The organism is Stutzerimonas degradans, assembly GCF_024448505.1.
Taxonomy (GTDB): Bacteria; Pseudomonadota; Gammaproteobacteria; order Pseudomonadales; family Pseudomonadaceae; genus Stutzerimonas; species Stutzerimonas degradans.
The window spans coordinates 78,153-97,193 of the sequence record NZ_JAMOHV010000008.1; the positions used below are offsets into that span (position 1 = coordinate 78,153).

Genomic DNA, 19,041 nt, shown 5'->3' on the forward strand with positions numbered 1-19,041 from the left:
TCAGTCGCGGTAGAACACCTGCACCAGGTGGTAGCCGAACTGGCTTTTCACCGGCCCGTGTACCTCGCGCAGCGGCTTCTTGAAGATCACCTGATCGATGCTGCGCACCATCTGCCCCGGGCGCACCTCGCCGAGGTCGCCGCCTTTCTTGCCGGACGGGCAGGTGGAGTACTTGCGCGCCAGCACGTCGAATGCCTCGCCATTGGCGATACGCTTCTTCAGCTGCGCAGCTTCCGCTTCGGTCTTGACCAGAATGTGGCGCGCCATGGCTTTGGGCATTGCGAGGGTCCTCGGGTTGCGGGCTGGCGATTGTAGTGCGCTGGCCGCGGATGTCGACCGGTGCGTTAGCCGCATGAACGATGGGCGGTAGTTTCACCCGCGCCGCGGATACCGCCACCATCACCCTGTCCGGCGCAGTAGGGGGAACACATGACGGCGAGCGCTCGCGAACCGACCCTGGTGGTGATGGGCGTCAGCGGCTGCGGCAAGACGCAGACCAGCCGGGCGCTCGCCGCTGAGCTGGGCGTGCGCTATATCGAGGCGGACGACTTCCATCCGACGGAAAACCTTGCGCAGATGCGCGCCGGCCTGCCGCTGGCCGATGCCCAGCGTATCGGCTGGCTGCAGGCACTGGGCGATGAAATGCGGCGGGCCGTCGATGATGGCTGCGGCTTCGTGCTGGCCTGCTCGGCGCTCAGGCGCAGCTATCGCCAGGTGCTGCGCGATGCGGTGCCCGGGCTGCGCTTCGTCCATCTGGTCGTAGACCCGGAAACGGCACGCCAGCGGGTTGGCGCTCGGGTCGGACATTTCATGCCGGGCAGCCTGGTCGACAGCCAGTTCGCCACGCTCGAATCGCCCGCCGGCGAACCCGGCGTGCTGAGCGTGGACGCTCGCCAGCCGCCCGAGGAGGTACGTCAGCGGATCATCGATTGGCTGCGCGGCGAAGGCTCGATGCTGGCTGCTAGGCCGGCACGTCCTGACGCGCGCTGATCTGCTGGGCGATCTCGATCATCTGTTCGCGCATCCAGCGGTTGGCCGGGTCCTGATCGGTGCTTTCGTGCCAGTAGATGTGGGTCTCCAGCGGGGCGATTTCCACCGGCAGATCGGCCTGATGCAGGTTGTGGCGGCGGGCGAAACGTTCCGGCACGGTGACCACCATGTCGGTCTGTTCGATCACCTGGGTCGCCATCAGGTAGTGCTGCGAGCGCAGGGCGATCTTGCGCTGCAGGCCCATCTTGCCCAGCGCCAGGTCGACCAGACCCAGACCGCTGCGGCGGCTGGAGATATGCACGTGCGACAGCCCCAGGTACTGCTCCAGGCTCAGCTTGTCCTTGGCCAGCGGATGGCCGGGGCGCATTGCGCAGATGTAGCGGTCCTCCAACAGACGCACGTGGCGTACCTGCGGGTCGGTGTTGAGCGGGGCGTCCATGGCGAAATCCAGGCGGCCGGCGGCCAGTTCCTTGGTCGTCTCACGGCGCTTGGCCAGCATGCTCTCGATCTTCACGTTCGGCGCCAGGCGACGCAGACGCTGGAACAGCGGCGGCAACATCACGGCCTCGGTGAGGTCGGTCATGCTGACGCGAAACACCTTGTTCGCCTGCGCCGGATTGAAGGTGCGGCTTTCCTGTACCGACACACGCAACAACTGCAAGGCGTTGCGCACCGGGCCGATGATGTTCTGCGCCATCGGCGTCGGCACCATGCCCTGCGCGGTGCGCACGAACAGCGGATCGTTGAAGGTCTCGCGCAGGCGGGCGAGGGCGTTGGAAACGGCGGGCTGGGTGATGCCGACGATCTGCCCAGCGCGGGTCAGATTGGCCTCGGTGTAGATGGCATCGAAGACGATGAACAGATTCAGATCGACCTTGTTCAGGTTCATTGTTGTGCTCTCCGGCGTGCATCGGAATTCGCCGATCATATATCGGTGATGAATGTTTATACACGAGGAAAATAGCTTAGATAAATCTCAGGGCCTCCTCTAGCATCCAAAACTACAAAACATTACCTGCCAGAAGGTTGTCGCCCATGGATTTCGCCTACTCCCCGAAGGTTCAAGAGCTGAGAGAGCGCGTGCAGGCGTTCATGGACGCTCACGTCTACCCCGCCGAAAAAGTCTTCTATCAGCAGGTCGCCGAAGGTAATCGCTGGCAGCCGACCGCCATCGTCGAGGAACTCAAGGCCAAGGCACGGGCGGAAGGCTTGTGGAACCTGTTCCTGCCGGATTCGGAGCTGGGCTTCGGGCTGACCAATCTGGAATACGCGCCACTCGCCGAGATCATGGGCAGTTCGGGCCTCGGCCCGGAGGCGTTCAACTGCTCCGCGCCGGATACCGGCAACATGGAAGTGCTGGTGCGCTACGGCAGCGAGGCGCAGAAGCGCCAATGGCTGCAGCCGCTGCTCGCCGGCGAGATCCGCTCCTGCTTCGGCATGACCGAACCGGGCGTGGCCTCCTCGGACGCCACCAACATGCAGGCCCGCGCAGTGCGCGAGGGTGACGAGTGGGTGATCAACGGGCGCAAGTGGTGGACCTCAGGCGCCAACGACCCGCGCTGCAAGATCATGATCTTCATGGGTCTGACCAACCCGGAAGCGCCGCGGCACGCGCAGCATTCGATGATTCTGGTGCCGATGGACGCGCCGGGCGTCACCGTGCTGCGTCACCTGCCGGTGTTCGGCTACGACGACGCGCCGCATGGCCACGCCGAAGTGCTGCTGGAGAACGTGCGGGTGCCATATGAGAACGTGCTGCTCGGCGAGGGGCGCGGCTTCGAGATCGCCCAGGGCCGCCTCGGGCCGGGACGCATCCATCACTGCATGCGCTCGATCGGTGTCGCCGAACGTGCGTTGAAGATGATGTGCGAGCGCTCGGTGGCGCGCACGGCGTTCGGCAAGCCGCTGGCGCGACTGGGCGGTAACCTCGATCACATCGCCGATTCGCGCATCGAGATCAACATGGCACGGCTGCTGACGCTCAACGCCGCGCACATGATGGACACGGTCGGCAACAAGGTCGCCGCGAGCGAAATCGCCCAGATCAAGGTGGTGGCGCCGAACGTGGCGCTTAAGGTGATCGACCGCGCCATCCAGATGCACGGCGGCGCCGGTGTCTCCGACGATTTCCCGCTGGCCTACTGGTATGCCGGACAGCGCACGCTGCGCCTGGCCGACGGCCCGGACGAGGTGCATCGGGCTTCCATCGGCAAGCACGAACTGGGCAAGTACGTGCCGCGGGAACTGCTGCGCGGCCATTGATCGAGTAAGCGACCTGTCGAGCGGGCCCTGCACCAGCGTGCCGGGCCCGTTCGCGTTCAATAGACCCAGATTTCCACCCGGCGATTCTTCACCCGGCCGCTACCCTCGTTAGAAGCCACGGGAAGTTCGGCGCCCATCCCGTTGATATCTCTAAAGTAAACATCGAAGCGATTCAGTTCCCGACGCACCGTCATGGCGCGCAGTTTGGACAGCAGGGCGGCGCGCGCCGGATCGCTCTGTTCATCGCCGAAACCGACCAGCACCGCGCTGTGGGTGAGCTTGCCGTGGCTGCGCAGGTAGTTGGCCACGCGTGCGAGATCGCGCTGCGCCTTGTTGTCCAGCTGCGCGCTGCCTTCCTCGAAGCGGAAATTCACGGTCAGCCGGTGCGCCTCGTTGGCCAGCTGCTGGTAGAAGGCCGGCATGTCGGCCTGCGGCTCCTGCTTGACCGCCTCGACATGCTGCGCGACGTAGCCGGATTGCTCGACGATGCGCTGGCCGGCGATGCTGTGGATGAACTCGATGTAGGCCTGCGTCCAGGGCGTCTGGTCACTGGGGCGGGCATACAGAAACAAACGACGCGACAGCGGATAGTCCTCGGTCGCGACCAGTGCACTGTGCGGCGGCATCGGCTGCGACTGGCCGTCGGCAATCGCCAGTGCCTTGGCCTTGCCCAGCGAGGCGAGGCCGGTAAAGCCGATTGCGCCGGGGTTCATGCTCACGGCGCGGGCCAGATCGTCGTTGGATTCGTAGCGCCGGGCACGTTCGGCGAGGGTCTTGCCCTGGCGCGCCAGGACCAGTTCGTTGAAGGTGTCCCAGGTGCCGGAGCGGCTGTCGCGGGCATGCAGTTGCACTGTCAGATCTGGCCCGCCCAGCTCGCGCCAGTTGGCGATCTCGCCGGCGAACAGGCCGGCCAGCTGCGCGGTGTTCAAGGACTGCACGGGATTGTCCGGGTGCACCACGATGGCCAGGCCGTCGATCGCGATGACCTGTTCGGCCTGGGCGCTGCGCATGTCGCCGAGGGCGGCAAGCGCGTCGCGCTCGCTGCTCTTGATCGGCCGCGAGGCCGCCGCCAGATCGCCGCTACCGTCTTTGAGGCCGGCGAAGCCGGTGCCCGTGCCATGTGCCGCCACCGTCGCCTGCACGGGTTTGCCCGCCGAAGTGCTGGCGACGATGCGCTGTTCGTTCTCCACCTCGGTCGGCTCGATGCGCACATCTTTCAGGCCCTGGGCCTCGAACAGGCCGGCGATCAGCATCGGCGCGAGCTTGGCGCCCACGGTGTTGGAGCCGTGAATCCGCAGCACTGGGCTGCCGTCGTCCGCCACCGGCAGTTCGCCGACGGCGTGCAACGAAACGCTGCAACCGAGACCGAGCACAAGCAGTGACAACGCCCGTCTGCATAACCCGCCCAGCACCACCCGTGATGTCATCTCGCTACCTCCCCTGTGAAGGCCGCGAGATTAAGTCAGTTGGATGACTGAAATATGACAGCGGGCGCTCTACGAGGCGGGCTGTGAGCCATGTGGCAGTTGCGCGGTCAGAGGCTTGACGCCGCGTCGAAACGCGGCGAGGGCGTCAGGCGCAGTCGATCCACACCGGGCAGTGGTCGGATGGCTTGTCCATCGCGCGGATGTCGTAATCCACGCCGCAGTCGCGGACCCGCGTGTGCAGCGGCGCGGTGGTGAGGATGTAATCGATGCGCAGGCCACGTCGCGGATCGTCTTCGAAGCCGCGGCTGCGGTAGTCGAACCAGCTGAAGCGGTCGGTGACGGCCGGGTTGAGTGTGCGGAAGCTGTCCTGCAGGCCCCAGGCCTTGAGACGACCGAGCCACTCGCGCTCTTCCGGCAGGAAGCTGCACTTGCCGGTACGCAGCCAGCGCTTGGCGTTCACCTCGCCGATGCCGATGTCGCAATCTTCCGGCGAGATATTGAAGTCGCCCATCAGCGCCAGCGCCTCGCCGGGCGTGAAGTGCTGTTCGAGCAGCGCCAGCAGGTCCGCGTAGAACTTGCTCTTGGCGGGAAATTTGACCGGATGCGCGCGGCTTTCGCCCTGCGGGAAATACCCGTTCATGACCGTTACCGGCTGGCCGCTGGCGTCGGCGAAGCGGCCCCAGATGAAGCGCTTCTGCGAATCCTCACCGTCGTCGGGAAAGCCCTTGTGGATTTCCAGCGGCGCCTGGCGCGAGAGCAGGGCGACGCCGTAGTGTCCCTTCTGCCCATGAAAATGCACGTGGTAGCCGAGCGCCTCGATGTCCGCCTGAGGGAATTGCTCGTCGGCGACCTTGGTTTCCTGCAGGCCGATGACATCCGGCTGGTGACGGTCGATCAGCGCCGCCAGCTGATGCGGTCGCGCGCGAAGACCATTGATGTTGAACGAGACGATTTTCATGAGCAGAGCAGGTTCCGGCGAAAAAACGCAGAGTTTAACAGGCGTTTTGAGCCTGTCAGGCCTCGCTGCGCCCGCCAGCGAGTGTGCGCCGGCCAGTCGCAACCGACCGGAAAGCCTGCAATGGCCGGACGCCAGTGCTAACGTGCTTCTCAACCGCACGACAAGAGAGCCGACCATGACGGATACGTTGGAAATCAGGACGCTGGACAGCGGCTACGCCCGCGAAGCCCGTTCCCTGCTGTACCACGCCTACCGCCACGACCCTACCTTCGCCTACCTGTTCGACGTCGATCGCCCCGGCTACGACCAGCGTGTGCGCGCCACGGTGCGCGAGCTGGTCAACCAGCACTTCCTGCAGGACCAACCGGCGCTGGGCCTGTTTCTCGAGGACCGGCTGATCGGCGTGGCGCTGATCGCGCCGCCGCAGCGCCGCCTGGACGTCACCGAAAGCTGGGTCTGGCGCCTGCGCATGCTGTTGACCGCTGGCCTGCGCTGCACCCGGCGCTATCTCGACTACCATGCCACGGTGCTGAGCTGCCTGCCGCCCGGCGCGTTCCATGTGCTACCGCTGCTGGGTGTGCATCCGCAGTTCCAGGGCCGACGCTACGGTGAGCGGTTGCTCGAAGCGCTGCACAACTGGTGCGCCGACGATCCGGCTTCCGAAGGGTTGGTCATCGACACCGGCAACGCGCGCTACCTCAATTTCTATGAGCGTCAGGGCTATGAGGAAATCGGCCAGGTCGCGATCGGCCCGGTGATTGAGCACGTGTTCTTCCATCCCGCACCGCAGCGCGTCACCGCGTCCGATCCCGTCGTCGAGTGAATTACCGTGCGGTTTCGCCGGTCTCATCCGGCGAATCCACACATAGGCCGTCCTTGTTCCGCCGTCCCGTCATCCGGCCATATGCCGCATGCGAGAGCGTGCGGTGCTAGCATTCCTGCCATGCCGATCTCGATCAGACGCAGCATCGCCTGCGCCGTACTTCTCTGTCTGACCTGCGCCAGCGCCTGGGCAGCGGAACTGGACGTGCGGCTGGAACCGGACAACCGCGCGCTGCGCCAGAACGTCGAGAACTACATCGGGGCGCTGGGCGAGCGTGACGAGCGCGAACTGCTGCGCTACAGCCGCATCGCCCATCGTCAGGCGGAGAAGGCCTTGCAGGCGCTCGGCTATTACCAGGCGCAGATCGACAGCCAGGTACAGGGCGGCGAGACGCCGCGGCTGATCCTGCGCATCCAGCCCGGCGAGCCGGTGCGTCTGCGCAACGTGCGTGTGCAGGTCGAGGGACCGGCGGCGCAGCAGGCGACGTTCCGTGTGCCGCAACGGCTGCACAGCGGCGAGGTGCTCGATCACGGGCGCTACGAAGAGACCAAGCAGCAGCTGCTGAACCAGGCCTCGCGCTACGGTTATTTCGATGGTCGCTTCAGCCGACAGCGCCTGGATATCGACCCCCGGCAGGGTTATGCCGATATCGATCTGGTATTCGACAGCGGCCCGCGCTATCGCCTCGGCGAGGTGGAGTTCGCCGGCGATACGCCTTTCGACGAGGACCTGCTGGCGCGCATGGTGCCGTTCGCCGCTGACACCCCCTACGATTCCGACCTGATCGCCGAACTGAACCGCGCGCTGCAATCGAGCGGCTACTTCGAGGGCGTACGGGTGGACGCCAACCCGGCCAGCGCACACGCGCAGCGGATTCCCGTCGCCGTCCAGCTGACCACGCGCAAGCCGCGCACGATGGGCATCGGCCTGGGCTTTTCCACCGACGTCGGTCCGCGGGTTCGGCTGAACTGGACGCGCCACTGGGTCAACCCGCAGGGCCACAGCTACGGTGCGGAAACCGAGCTGTCGGCACCGCGGCAGAACGTCGGCCTGTACTACGACGTACCGCTGGACCCGCCACTGACCGACAAGCTGCGCTACGTCGCCGGCTACCAGTACGAAGAGCTGGCCGACACCGACAGCCTGAGTCGCCTGCTCAAGCTCGGGCCGGAATGGCACAGCGAGCTGCCCAGCGGCTGGCAGCGCGTGCTCTCGCTGAAATGGCAGCACGAGGAGTATCGCCTCGGCGACGACTCCGGCCTGAGCACGCTGTTGATGCCCGGCGTGGCCTACAGCTACCTGCGCAGCGACAGCCGCATCGACCCCAGCGAAGGTTATCGCCTGCAGTTCGAGCTGGCGGCGGCCAAGGACGGCGTGCTGTCGGATGCCAATCTGGTGCACGCCAACGCCCAGCTGCGCGGGCTGACCACGCTTGGCAAGCGCCATCGTTTCCTCGGCCGCGTGCAGCTGGGTGGCAACTGGACCGACGAGTACGTCAACGTGCCGCCGTCGCTGCGCTATTTCGCGGGCGGCGACCAGAGCGTGCGCGGCTACGACTACCAGAGCCTGTCGCCCACCAACTCCGACGGCGACCGCATCGGTGGCCGCTACCAGTTCGCCGCGAGCGCCGAATACCAGTACTCGATCGCCGAGCGCTGGCGCGTGGCGACCTTCGTCGACCAGGGCAATGCCTTCAACTCGCTGGACTTCCCGACGCTCAAGAGCAGCGTCGGCGTCGGCCTGCGCTGGGTGTCGCCGGTCGGACCGATCCGCATTGATCTGGCCCATCCACTGGACGGCGATACCGGCGTGCGCCTGCACTTCTCGATGGGGCCGGAGCTGTGAGGCGTTTCGGCTGGTCGTTGCTTGCACTGCTGCTCCTGCTCGGCGTGGCGCTGGGCGGGCTGTTCGGCACCACCGCCGGTAGCCGCTGGCTGCTCCAGCGTGTGCCCGGGGTGCAGGTCGAGGGGGTTGCCGGCCATCTCGCGGGGCGCTGGCAGGCCGAGCGCTTGCGCTGGCAGCGGGGCGAGCAACGCGTCGAGCTGCTGGCGCCGCGCTTCGCCTGGTCGCCGGGCTGCCTGTTGCGGCTGACGCTGTGCATCGACGAACTGGTTGCCGAAGACGTGCAGCTGCATTTCCCGCCGGGCGCCGAAGATACCGACAGCGCGCCGTTCAGCCTGCCGGACATTCAATTACCGCTGGCGCTGCGCGTGGAGCGCATTGAACTCGGCCGTGTTCGGCTGAATGAGATCGAGCAAGTGCAGGGCCTGCAGCTGCGTGCCGACTGGCGAGGTGAGGGGCTGGATATCCAGGCGCTGCACCTGCGCCGCGCCGATGGCGAGCTGCAGCTCAGTGGTCGCCTGCAACCGAGCGGCGCCTGGCCGCTGGCGCTGGCCGGCGAGGCGCAGCTCGGTCTGATCGAAGGGCAGCCGTGGACGCTGGCGCTGCGCCTCGATGGCGAGTTGCGCGACCGGCTGACGCTCACCGTCGACAGTCGCGGCTATCTGGACGGCACGCTCAGCGGCTACCTGCAACCGCTGGCCGAGCACCTGCCGGCGACCCTGCGCCTGCAGGCCGAGGGCTTTCGCGCCACGCCGGAACTGCCCGACAGCCTGCGCCTGGACGCCGTCGAACTGACCGCCAGCGGCAATCTGCAGGACGGCTATCGGCTGCTCGGCAACGCCGAATTGCCGGGCGAGGGCGGGGTGGTGCGACTGGCGCTGGACGGTCTGCTCAAGGCCAGCGGCGCGACACTCGATGTGCTCGAGCTGGATGCTGGCGACGGGCAGTACGTGCGCCTGCACGGCCAGCTCGACTGGCAGCAGGCGCTGGCGGGCGAGGCGAATTTGGCCTGGCGCAACTTTCCCTGGCAGCGACTCTACCCGCTGGCAGAGCCGCCCGCGGTCAGCCTGCGTGAGCTGGACGCTCAGCTGCAGTACGACGATGGCGCCTACCTTGGTCACTTCGAGTCGGCGCTGAGCGGTCCGGCCGGCGATTTCAGCCTGGACAGCCCGCTCAGTGGCAACCTTGAAGTGGTACACCTGCCGCAGCTGCAACTGCGCGCTGGGCAGGGTGCCGCTACCGGCAGCCTGAGCGTCGGTTTCGCTGATGGCGTCGACTGGAAGGCCAACCTGCAACTGAGCGAGCTGGACCCGGCGTATTGGCTGGCGCAGCTGCCCGGCCAGCTCGGCGGTACGCTCAGGAGCCGTGGCGCACTGCGCGACGAAACGCTGCAGGCCGAGGCGGAGCTGGACCTTGCCGGCCAGCTGCGCGGCCAGTCGAGCCAGCTGCAACTCTCGGCGGCCGGGCAGGGCCCGAGCTGGGACGTCCCGCGCCTCGACTTGCGCGTCGGGGCCAATCGTATTCATGGCTCCGGGCGCTGGAGCGAGAAGCTGGACGGCGAACTGAGTGTGCAACTGCCGCGTCTGGCACAGCTCTGGCCCGGGCTCCGGGGCCAGCTCGACGGTCTGGTGCAACTGGCCGGCACCGCGGTCGCGCCACAGGGTTCGGCGCGGCTGAACGGACGGGCATTGGCTTATCAGGCCAACCGGGTGGAGCGCCTGCGTCTCGATGCGGCGCTTGGCGAAGGCGAACGGGCGACGCTGCGGCTGGTCGCCGACGCGCTGCAGCTGAGCGACAACGACATGGGCAAGCTGCAGCTCGATGCCAGCGGCACGCGCGCGCGTCATCAGGCTGAGCTGCGGCTCGATGGGCCGACGCTGGACTTCGCCGCCGCGCTCGACGGCAGCCTGCAGGATGCCGACTGGCAAGGCCGCCTGCTGCGCGCGACGCTCCAGGCGCGCGAACAGCGCTGGGCCTTGCAGAGCCCGGCAGCGATCCGCCGCCGTGCCGATGGCCGCGTGGAGCTGGGCGCACACTGCTGGCTGGCCGCCCCGGCATCGCTCTGCGCCGAGGAGCAGCGGCTGCTGCCGGAGCCGCAGTTGCGTTACCGGCTGCGCGATTTCCCGCTGGACAGTCTTGCCGGCTTCTTCCCCGAGGATTTTGCCTGGCAGGGCGAGCTGAACGCCGATCTGCGTCTGGACCTGCCGGAGGCCGGGCCGAGCGGCGAGCTGCGCATCGACGCAGGCGCCGGCGTGCTGCGCCTGCGCGAGGGTGAGGCCTGGCACGATTTCCCCTACCGCACGCTGACGCTCGACAGCCGCCTGCGGCCTGAGCGCATCGACAGCCAGCTGCGCTTCGACGGCGGCGAGCTGGGTGAAGTGGACGTCAGCACGCGCATCGATCCGCGCCGTGCGATCAAACCGCTGGAGGGTGAGTTCCGCCTGCGTGGCCTCGATCTGGCGGTCGCGCGACCGTTCGCGCCGATGGTCGAACGCCTGCAGGGCGAACTGAACGGCAGCGGACGGCTGGCAGGCAGCCTGCAGGAACCCGAGCTGCAGGGGGAGTTGCGCCTGAGTGGCGGCGAGCTTGCCGGCAGCGAACTGCCCGTGACCCTGGAGCAATTGCAGGCGCGCCTGCTGATCAATGGCCAGCAGCTGCGGATCGACGGCGACTGGCGCAGCGGCGAGCAGGGGCGTGGTGCCTTGAGCGGTACGCTGGACTGGCACGCCGCGCCGGACCTCGATCTGCGCCTGACCGGCGAACGCCTGCCGGTGGTGGTCGAGCCCTATGCCGATCTGGAAGTCGATCCCGCGCTGCGCATCAGTCTGGCGGACGAGCAGCTGGCGATCACCGGAACGGTGCGCGTCCCGCGTGGTGCGATCACGGTGCGCGAGCTGCCGCCGGCGACGGTCAAGGTTTCCGAGGACGCACGCATCGTCGGCACCGAGCAGGCGCCGGCGCAGACGCCGCTGGCGGTGAAGATGGACATCGACGTGGAGGTCGGCCAGGAGCGCCTGCGCTTCGCAGGCTTCGGTCTCACCGCGGATCTTGCCGGCCGTCTGCACATTGGCGACAACCTCGATGCCCGCGGCGAGCTGAATCTGAACAACGGCCGCTATCGCGCCTATGGCCAGCGCCTGACCATCCGCCGCGCGCAGCTGCTGTTCACCGGCGTGCTTACCCAGCCGTATCTGGATATCGAGGCGATTCGCACCGTACAGGCGCATGACGTGGTGGCCGGCCTGCGCATCACCGGCAGTGCCGAGCAGCCGCGAGTGGACGTCTTCTCCGAGCCGGCGATGAGTCAGGAGCAGGCGCTGTCCTATCTCGTGCTCGGTCGGCCGCTAGGTGCCGACAGCGGCGACAGCAACCTGCTGGCCCAGGCCGCGCTGGGGCTCGGGCTGGCCGGCAGTGCCTCGATCACCGGCGGGCTGGCGCAGCGCCTGGGAATCGAGGAATTCCAGCTCGATACCGAAGGCAGCGGCGCCGCCACCAGTGTGGTTGCCAGCGGCCGGCTGTCCGAGCGCTTGACGCTGCGTTACGGGGTCGGGGTGTTCGAACCTTCCAATACCATCGCGCTGCGCTATCAGTTGACCCGGCGCCTGTTCCTCGAGGCGGCGAGCGGTCTGGCCAGTTCGCTCGATCTGTTCTATCGGCGCGATTTCTGAGCGGTGGCGTTGTCGTACTCAGTCCGGGGCGCCCGTTCGACGCCCGTCCAGATTGGTGCTCGTCATTGATTACGATCCTGACCGTCTAGTCTGGATCGGACTGTCAAAAAATCACCAAAGCAGCGTGATTCAAGACTCGCAGCGATATCGTGCGGTGCTAGCATTTGCGTCGTCTCGCAAGCCTTCTGGGACCTCGCCGCGCTGATGATCGGCACCGGACGGTCGCGTAATCCAAGGCTCCCGCTCAAGAACAAAAGGTGCATCGAATGGAATTCCTGCAAAACCTGGTCAATGACGTAAACGCTTTCATCTGGGGACCGCCGATGCTGGTGCTGATCCTCGGTACCGGCCTGATCCTGATGGTGATGCTCAAGTTCATGCCGCTGCTGCGTATCGGCACCGGCTTCGCTCTGCTGTGGCGCGGCCGCAGCCGGGGCGCCGACGAAAGCGGTGAGATCACCCCGTTCCAGGCACTGATGACCGCGCTGGCCGCGACGGTGGGCACCGGCAATATCGCCGGTGTGGCCACCGCGATCTTCCTCGGCGGCCCCGGTGCGTTGTTCTGGATGTGGTGCACGGCACTGGTAGGCATGGCCACCAAGTACTGCGAGGTGGTGCTGGCCGTGCATTACCGCGAGAAGGACAGCCGCGGCGAACACGTCGGCGGACCTATGTATGCGATCAAGAACGGCCTGGGCAAGAAGTGGGTCTGGCTCGGCACGGCGTTCGCCATCTTCGGCGGCCTGGCGGGTTTCGGCATCGGTAACATGGTGCAGGTCAACAGCATGGCGCATGCGCTGGAAACCACCTTCGCGGTACCGCTGTGGGTTACCGGCGTGGCCACGATGGTGATCGTCGGCCTGGTGATTCTCGGCGGTATCCGTCGGATCGGCGTGGTTGCCGCTTCGCTGGTGCCGTTCATGTGCGCGGCCTACATCATCGCTGCCATCGTGGTGCTGGTGGTCAACGCCGAGGCGCTGCCGGCGACGTTCGAGTTGATCTTCACCCACGCCTTCACGCCGATCGCCGCGACTGGCGGCTTTGCCGGTGCGGCAGTGATGGCGGCGATCCGTTTCGGCGTAGCGCGCGGCATCTTCTCCAACGAGGCCGGGCTGGGTACGGCCGGTATCGCTCAGGCGGCGGGTACCACCTCCAGTTCGGTACGCTCGGGGCTGATCGGCATGCTCGGCACCTTCATCGATACCATCATCGTCTGCTCCATGACCGGCCTGGCGATCATCTGCACCGGCGTCTGGACCAGCGGCGAGAGCGGCTCGGCATTGTCGGCCGCGGCGTTCGAGTCGGCCATGCCGGGTGTCGGCGGGATCATCCTGACGCTGTCGCTGGTGGTCTTTGCCTTCACCACCATTTTGGGCTGGAGCTACTTCGGCGAGAAGTGCTGGGAGTTCCTGGTCGGCACCAAGGCGATCCTGCCGTTCCGGGTGATCTGGGTGATTGCCGTGCCGTTCGGCGCCATCGCCCAGCTGGATTTCGCCTGGCTGCTGGCCGACACGTTGAACGGCTTGATGGCCATCCCCAACCTGATTTCGCTCTTGCTGCTGAGCCCGGTAGTGCTCAAGCTGACCCGGGAATATTTCGCGCGCCGCTGAGGCCGCGTGTCCGTTGTCTGTCCTGCCGCGCGGCGTGTCCGCGCGGTACGGTTTCACCCATGCGTGTCTATCAAAAAAAAGGAACAATCCATGAGCGAAGTGACCCTGCACGGTACCCCCATCCAGGTGGTCGGCGACTTTCCGCAAACTGGCCAGCAGGCCAAGGCTTTCCGCCTCGTCGGCACCGATCTGGCCGATGTCGAACTGGGCAGCTTTTCCGGCAAGCGCAAGGTGTTGAACATCTTCCCGAGCATCGATACGCCGACCTGCGCGACCTCGGTGCGCACCTTCAACGCCAAGGCCAATGCGCTGCAGAACACCGTGGTGCTGTGCATCTCGGCGGACCTGCCGTTCGCGCAGAAGCGCTTCTGCGGCGCCGAGGGGCTGGAGAACGTGGTGAACCTGTCCACCATGCGTGGTGCCGAGTTCCTCGTCGATTACGGCGTGGCGATTGCCAACGGCCCGCTGGCGGGTGTCGCCGCGCGGGCGGTAGTCGTGCTCGATGAGCAGGATCGCGTGCTGCACAGTGAACTGGTCCGCGAAATCGGCCAGGAGCCGGACTACAACGCCGCGCTCGCAGTGCTCGGCTAATAGCAGTTCATGACGGATGCCGTGCAACGCGGCGTCCGTCCTCTTTCTGACGACATAAAACCAGCGACCATGTCTCCGCCGCCTGTCGCGCTCAATTGGTAGCCCGCTGCGCTAGGGTCTAGCGTTCCCCCGTTACCATCGATTCGATGGTGTCCAGGCCCGCGTAGTGGCAAAACACGATTAATCTGCCAGGCAGCAAAATCTTTTTGCCCCACAGCGGTCATAGAGCTGATTGCCAAAAGAATGGATTCACTTTATGCCCACCTCGCACGTAAAAAAGATTGGTGTCAGCGGTACCGGGATGATCGCCAGGGGTTTTATTCGGCTGATCAAACAGCACTATCAAGACATGGAAATCTCGCGTGTCCTCACGCGACGACCGCTCGCCACACTGACCGATTTTCCTCTTGCGGAGCGACTCACCAATTCGCTCGATGAGCTCATCGACCATTGCGATCTGCTGGTCGAATGCAGCGGTGACGTGTTCCACGGCACCGAGGTGATCGAACGGGCATTCCAGGCCGGACTGCCGGTGGTGACGGTGAACGCGGAACTGCAGGTCACCACGGGTTCCTACCTGGCCGGCAAGGGCTTTCTCACCGAGGCCGAAGGCGACCAGCCCGGCTCGCTTGCGGCGCTGCATGAAGATGCGCTGCAGATGGGCTTCCAGCCGCTGGTCTACGGCAACATGAAAGGCTATCTGAACCATGATCCCTCGCCCGAGGACATGGCTTACTGGGCCAATCGCCAGGGCATCAGCATCGATCAGACGACATCGTTCACCGACGGCACCAAGGTGCAGATCGAACAGGTGATTGTCGGCAACGGCCTGGGTGCCACCATCACCCGTCAGGGGCTGGAGGGGCTGGCCTCGACCAATCTGGACGACAGCGCCAGTCTGCTCGGCATGATGGCCGAGCGCCTCGGCCAGCCGATCGTCGATTACGTGGTGCCGTCCGGCTATGCCGCCGGTGGCGTGTTCCTGGTTTGCCGGCACGACGCCGAGCAGGCGCCGGCGATCGAGTACTTCAAGCTCGGCTGCGGGCCGTACTACACGCTGGTGCGGCCGTTCCACCTGTGTTCGCTGGAAGTCGGCAAGACGGTACGGCGGGTACTCGCCGGTGGCGGGGTGCTGCTGAACAACTCGACCGCGCCGACGCTGGGCGTGGCGGCCATCGCCAAGCGTGCGATGAAGTCGGGCGAGCTGATCGAGCGCGGCATCGGTGGTTTCCAGTTCCGTGGCGAGGCGATCAAGCTCGACCAGCATCCCAACCACGTGCCCATCGGCCTGCTGCGCAAGACCGCGCTGCGTCGGGCGGTGGAGCCGGGGCAAATCATCACCTTCGACGACATCGATATCCTGCCCAGCCGTGCGCTGGATATCGTGATGGAGCAGCGCCGCGCGCCGGTCAAGTCGACGCCAGAGTGGGATGCATCGCTGCTGCCGCCCATGGGCATGGTCGCCATCGGCGGCTGAAACACCGCTGACTAGTGGAAGGCCGCCGCGAGCGGCCTTCTGCGTTCTGGTGTTCGCGCTGGTTATCGGGCTTCATCGCGCTTCATTGCAGGGTCAGATCGTCGCCGCGCTCCTGCTGCCAGTCGTCCAGTCCCGGCGCGGCTTCCTCACCCGCCATGCGGTGGATGATGGTGAAGTAGTCCTGCTTGAAGCGGTCCTGCATGATCTCGCTGCGATTCTTCACCCGTACGGCATAGATGGTCTGCACGTTCTGGTGATCGAAATCGCGCCAGTACTGCTCGTCCTTGAGCAGGCGATAGTGATGGTTTTCCAGGGCGGCGATCACCGCTTCGCTGTCGGCGCTGCCGGCACGCTGCACGGCGGCAGCCCACTGACGCACGATGCCGTAGGCCGTGGCCGCGGTGCTGCCGGGGTAGGCCTGGTGCTGACGGATGAACTCGTCGACGAAGGCCTGGCCCTCGACGCTCTTCTCCAGTTTGGGCACCTGCCAGTTCCACGCCTCGGTGCCAATCACATGCTCCATCACCAGCGGCCCGGCCTGCTCGACGATGCTCTGGGTCAGGTTCGGCGCGATGATCTGCATGCGCTTGCCCAGTCCCATGTCGTTGGCCAGACGCATGGTCTGCACCAGGTCCTGGCCCAGTAGCACGATCACCAGCATGTCCGCCTCGCTGGCGGCTGCCTTCTTCAGGGCTGTCAGATAGTCGCTGCGGCGCGCGCCGTGCGCGGCGATCTTCGAGTAGCCGTGGCGGGCGCGGTCGCGGCTCTTGGTCGCTTCGCGCAGCGCCTGCTCCATGCTGGCGCCCCAGGCGTCGTCGAGGCTGATGTAGTGATAGCGACGGTTGGGCATGTGCCAGCTCAGGTACTGGCCCAGCACCTTGGCGCTCATCCAGGCGCTGTTCGATTCGCGGAATAGATGGCGATGGCCGTCGTGGCCGGTGATCTCGTTGGCGTAGGCCAGCGTTGGGAAATACAGCAGGCCCAACTCGCGGGCGCGCTGGCCGGCGGCAAGGGCTTCTTCGCTGTTGGCGCCGCCGAAGATCATGTGCACGTTCTGTGCGGCGAAGCGCTCGACGTTAGCCGTGGCCTTTTCGGCGCGGGCGGCGGAGTTGAGGCTGATCAGCTGCAGTGGCCGGCCGAGCACGCCACCCTGGCTGTTGATCTGGTCGATGGCGAGCAGGGCGCCGCGGCGCAGCTCCAGTCCTTCGGACTTGTAGTTGCCGGTACTCGGGTAGTTCAAACCCAGCCGCAGCGGCTCGACGGCCTGCAGCGGCGCGACGACGCAGAACAGTAACAGGGCAACCAGGACGTGACGGAACATGGCTCGTTTCCTTGTGAGCGAGGGACTGCATGTTGTAGGCGGCGCCGTGGTGCGTCGAAATAGTCTTTTCCGGCCAAACGCATGCGACTTCGGTGCCGAGCCGGTGCAGGCTCGGTGCCATCTCGCGCCGCCAGCCCTGATGTGGCGCGGCCTGCGGCGCGGTATTGCTACCAAGGGAGGAGAAAAATCGACACTGCGGGCAATTGTTGCTGGGGCGGGGCGAACCAAGAATCTGCAACAGACCGGGAAAATTTCCCGGCATAACAATGAACCCGCAGAGGTAGCCGCAATGAAGCACACCGGTCTTCGCAAGCCCTTCGCCCTGACGGCGCTATGCGCTGCAATGGCGATGTCCAGCCTGTCGGCCTGGGCCGTCACCGACCAGGAAATCCTCGACGACGCCAAAACCACCAACCAGATCGTCACCAATGGCATGGGGCTGCAGGGCCAGCGCTACAGCCCGCTGAGCACCCTCAACACCGAGAACGTCCAGCAGCTGCGTCCGGTTTGGGCATTCTCCCTGGGCGGCGAGAAGCAGCGCGGTCAGGAAGCGCAGCCGCTGATCAAGGACGGCGTGATGTACATCACCGGCTCCTATTCGCGCGTCTATGCCGTCGATGCACGCACCGGCAAGGAACTGTGGCAGTACGACGCGCGTCTGCCCGACGGCATCATGCCGTGCTGCGACGTGATCAACCGTGGTGTGGCTCTGTATGACGACCTGGTGATCTTCGGCACCCTCGACGCCAAGCTGGTCGCGCTGAACAAGGACACCGGCAAGGTGGTCTGGAAGAAGACCGTCGCCGACTACAAGGCCGGCTACTCGCTGACTGCGGCGCCGCTGATCGTCAAAGGCAAGCTGATCACCGGCGTATCCGGTGGTGAATTCGGCGTGGTGGGCAAGGTGGAAGCCTACAATCCGAAGAATGGCGAGCTGCTGTGGACCCGTCCGACCGTCGAAGGTCACATGGGCTACGTCTGGAAGGATGGCAAGAAGGTCGAAAGCGGCATCTCCGGCGGCGAAGCCGGCAAGACCTGGCCGGGCGACCTGTGGAAAACCGGTGGCGCAGCCACCTGGCTGGGCGGCTACTACGACCCGGACACCGACTCGCTGCTGTTCGGCACCGGCAACCCGTCGCCGTGGAACTCGCACCTGCGTCCGGGCGACAACCTGTATTCCTCCTCGCGTCTGGCCATCGACCCGGATGACGGCTCGATCAAGTGGCACTTCCAGTCCACCCCGCATGATGGCTGGGACTACGACGGCGTCAACGAGCTGATCTCCTTCGATTACCAGGAAGGCGGCAAGACCATCAAGGCAGCCGGCACCGCCGACCGCAACGGCTTCTTCTACGTACTGGACCGCACCAACGGCAAGTTCATCCGCGGCTTCCCCTTCGTCGACAAGATCACCTGGGCCAAGGGCCTGGACAAGAACGGTCGTCCGATCTACGACGACGCCAACCGTCCCGGCGCGCCGGGCGCCGACAAGGGCAAGTCCGTCACCGTCGCGCCGTCGTTCCTCGGCGGCAAGAACTGGATGCCGATGGCCTACAGCCAGGACACCGGACTGTTCTATGTGCCGTCCAACGAGTGGGCGATGGACATCTGGAACGAGAACGTCGCCTACAAGAAGGGCGCGGCCTATCTGGGTGCCGGCTTCACCATCCATCCGCTGAACGACGAATACATCGGCGTACTGCGCGCCATCGATCCGAAGACCGGCAAGGAAGTCTGGCGCTACAAGAACTACGCACCGCTGTGGGGCGGCGTGCTGGCCACCAAGGGCAACCTGGTGTTCACCGGCAACCCGGAAGGCTACCTGATGGCCTTCGACGCCAAGACCGGCAAGAAGGTGTACGAGTTCAACACCGGCTCCGGCGTGATCGGCTCCCCGGTCACCTGGGAAATGGACGGCGAGCAGTACGTCTCCGTGCTGTCCGGTTGGGGTGGTGCGGTCCCGCTGTGGGGCGGCGAAGTCGCCAAGCGCATCAAGGACTTCAACCAGGGCGGTACGCTGTGGACCTTCAAACTGCCGAAGGACATGGTCGCCAAGCGTTGATCGTGTAACC

General features: G+C 65.8%; 13 protein-coding genes and 1 pseudogene. 9 read left to right on the forward strand and 5 right to left on the reverse strand.

What is annotated here, in order from left to right; genetic code table 11:
- Positions 1–279, reverse strand: coding sequence for a peptidylprolyl isomerase (locus NAV27_RS12060; RefSeq protein ID WP_003289747.1), 279 nt, complete (start codon positions 277–279; stop codon positions 1–3).
- A 186-nt stretch (positions 280–465) separates the two neighbouring features.
- Here NAV27_RS12060 and NAV27_RS12065 point away from each other — a divergent pair.
- Positions 466–942 (forward strand): annotated as a pseudogene (locus tag NAV27_RS12065) (gluconokinase); the annotation flags it as partial.
- 19 nt (positions 943–961) lie between these two features.
- Here the strand turns inward: NAV27_RS12065 and NAV27_RS12070 are convergent.
- A complete protein-coding gene (locus NAV27_RS12070) occupies positions 962–1,879 on the reverse strand; it encodes a LysR family transcriptional regulator (RefSeq protein WP_043298575.1) in 918 nt (305 codons plus the stop codon).
- Positions 1,880–2,025: 146 nt separating this feature from the next.
- Between NAV27_RS12070 and NAV27_RS12075 the strand changes: the two genes are divergently transcribed.
- Positions 2,026–3,252, forward strand: coding sequence for an acyl-CoA dehydrogenase (locus tag NAV27_RS12075; RefSeq protein ID WP_102828490.1), 1,227 nt, complete (start codon positions 2,026–2,028; stop codon positions 3,250–3,252).
- A gap of 56 nt (positions 3,253–3,308) precedes the next feature.
- Here NAV27_RS12075 and NAV27_RS12080 read toward each other — a convergent pair whose 3' ends face one another.
- Both NAV27_RS12080 and xthA read right to left on the reverse strand, forming a co-directional pair.
- Positions 3,309–4,679, reverse strand: a complete 1,371-nt coding sequence (locus NAV27_RS12080; protein WP_102828489.1) for a phosphate ABC transporter substrate-binding/OmpA family protein — start codon at positions 4,677–4,679, stop codon at positions 3,309–3,311.
- Between the two features lie 145 nt (positions 4,680–4,824).
- A complete protein-coding gene (gene xthA, locus NAV27_RS12085) occupies positions 4,825–5,637 on the reverse strand; it encodes an exodeoxyribonuclease III (RefSeq protein ID WP_102828488.1) in 813 nt (270 codons plus the stop codon).
- 175 nt (positions 5,638–5,812) lie between these two features.
- Between xthA and NAV27_RS12090 the strand changes: the two genes are divergently transcribed.
- The 6 genes from NAV27_RS12090 to NAV27_RS12115 all read left to right on the forward strand — a co-directional run bounded on the left by NAV27_RS12090 (position 5,813) and on the right by NAV27_RS12115 (position 15,648).
- Positions 5,813–6,460 carry a GNAT family N-acetyltransferase gene (locus tag NAV27_RS12090; protein ID WP_054094780.1) on the forward strand — a complete coding sequence of 216 codons (648 nt, stop codon included), beginning with the start codon at positions 5,813–5,815 and terminating at the stop codon, positions 6,458–6,460.
- 120 nt (positions 6,461–6,580) lie between these two features.
- Positions 6,581–8,305, forward strand: a complete 1,725-nt coding sequence (locus NAV27_RS12095; protein WP_102828487.1) for an autotransporter assembly complex protein TamA — start codon at positions 6,581–6,583, stop codon at positions 8,303–8,305.
- Positions 8,302–11,970: a translocation/assembly module TamB domain-containing protein gene (locus NAV27_RS12100; protein ID WP_102828486.1), complete on the forward strand. Its 3,669-nt coding sequence runs from the start codon at positions 8,302–8,304 to the stop codon at positions 11,968–11,970. The genes NAV27_RS12095 and NAV27_RS12100 overlap by 4 nt, the downstream gene beginning before the upstream one ends.
- A gap of 266 nt (positions 11,971–12,236) precedes the next feature.
- Positions 12,237–13,580 carry an alanine/glycine:cation symporter family protein gene (locus NAV27_RS12105; protein WP_102828485.1) on the forward strand — a complete coding sequence of 448 codons (1,344 nt, stop codon included), beginning with the start codon at positions 12,237–12,239 and terminating at the stop codon, positions 13,578–13,580.
- Positions 13,581–13,670: 90 nt separating this feature from the next.
- Complete coding sequence (tpx, locus tag NAV27_RS12110; RefSeq protein WP_102828484.1) at positions 13,671–14,171, forward strand: thiol peroxidase; 501 nt, start codon at positions 13,671–13,673, stop codon at positions 14,169–14,171.
- A gap of 301 nt (positions 14,172–14,472) precedes the next feature.
- Positions 14,473–15,648, forward strand: a complete 1,176-nt coding sequence (locus tag NAV27_RS12115) for an NAD(P)-dependent oxidoreductase (RefSeq protein ID WP_102828667.1) — start codon at positions 14,473–14,475, stop codon at positions 15,646–15,648.
- A gap of 82 nt (positions 15,649–15,730) precedes the next feature.
- Here the strand turns inward: NAV27_RS12115 and NAV27_RS12120 are convergent, their stop codons facing one another.
- The gene (locus NAV27_RS12120) at positions 15,731–16,969 is read right to left on the reverse strand and encodes an ABC transporter substrate-binding protein (protein WP_102828483.1); all 1,239 of its coding nucleotides are present in this window, start codon (positions 16,967–16,969) and stop codon (positions 15,731–15,733) included.
- A gap of 289 nt (positions 16,970–17,258) precedes the next feature.
- Between NAV27_RS12120 and NAV27_RS12125 the strand changes: the two genes are divergently transcribed.
- Positions 17,259–19,031 carry a PQQ-dependent methanol/ethanol family dehydrogenase gene (locus tag NAV27_RS12125; protein ID WP_102828482.1) on the forward strand — a complete coding sequence of 591 codons (1,773 nt, stop codon included), beginning with the start codon at positions 17,259–17,261 and terminating at the stop codon, positions 19,029–19,031.
- The last annotated feature ends 10 nt before the right edge of the window (positions 19,032–19,041 follow it).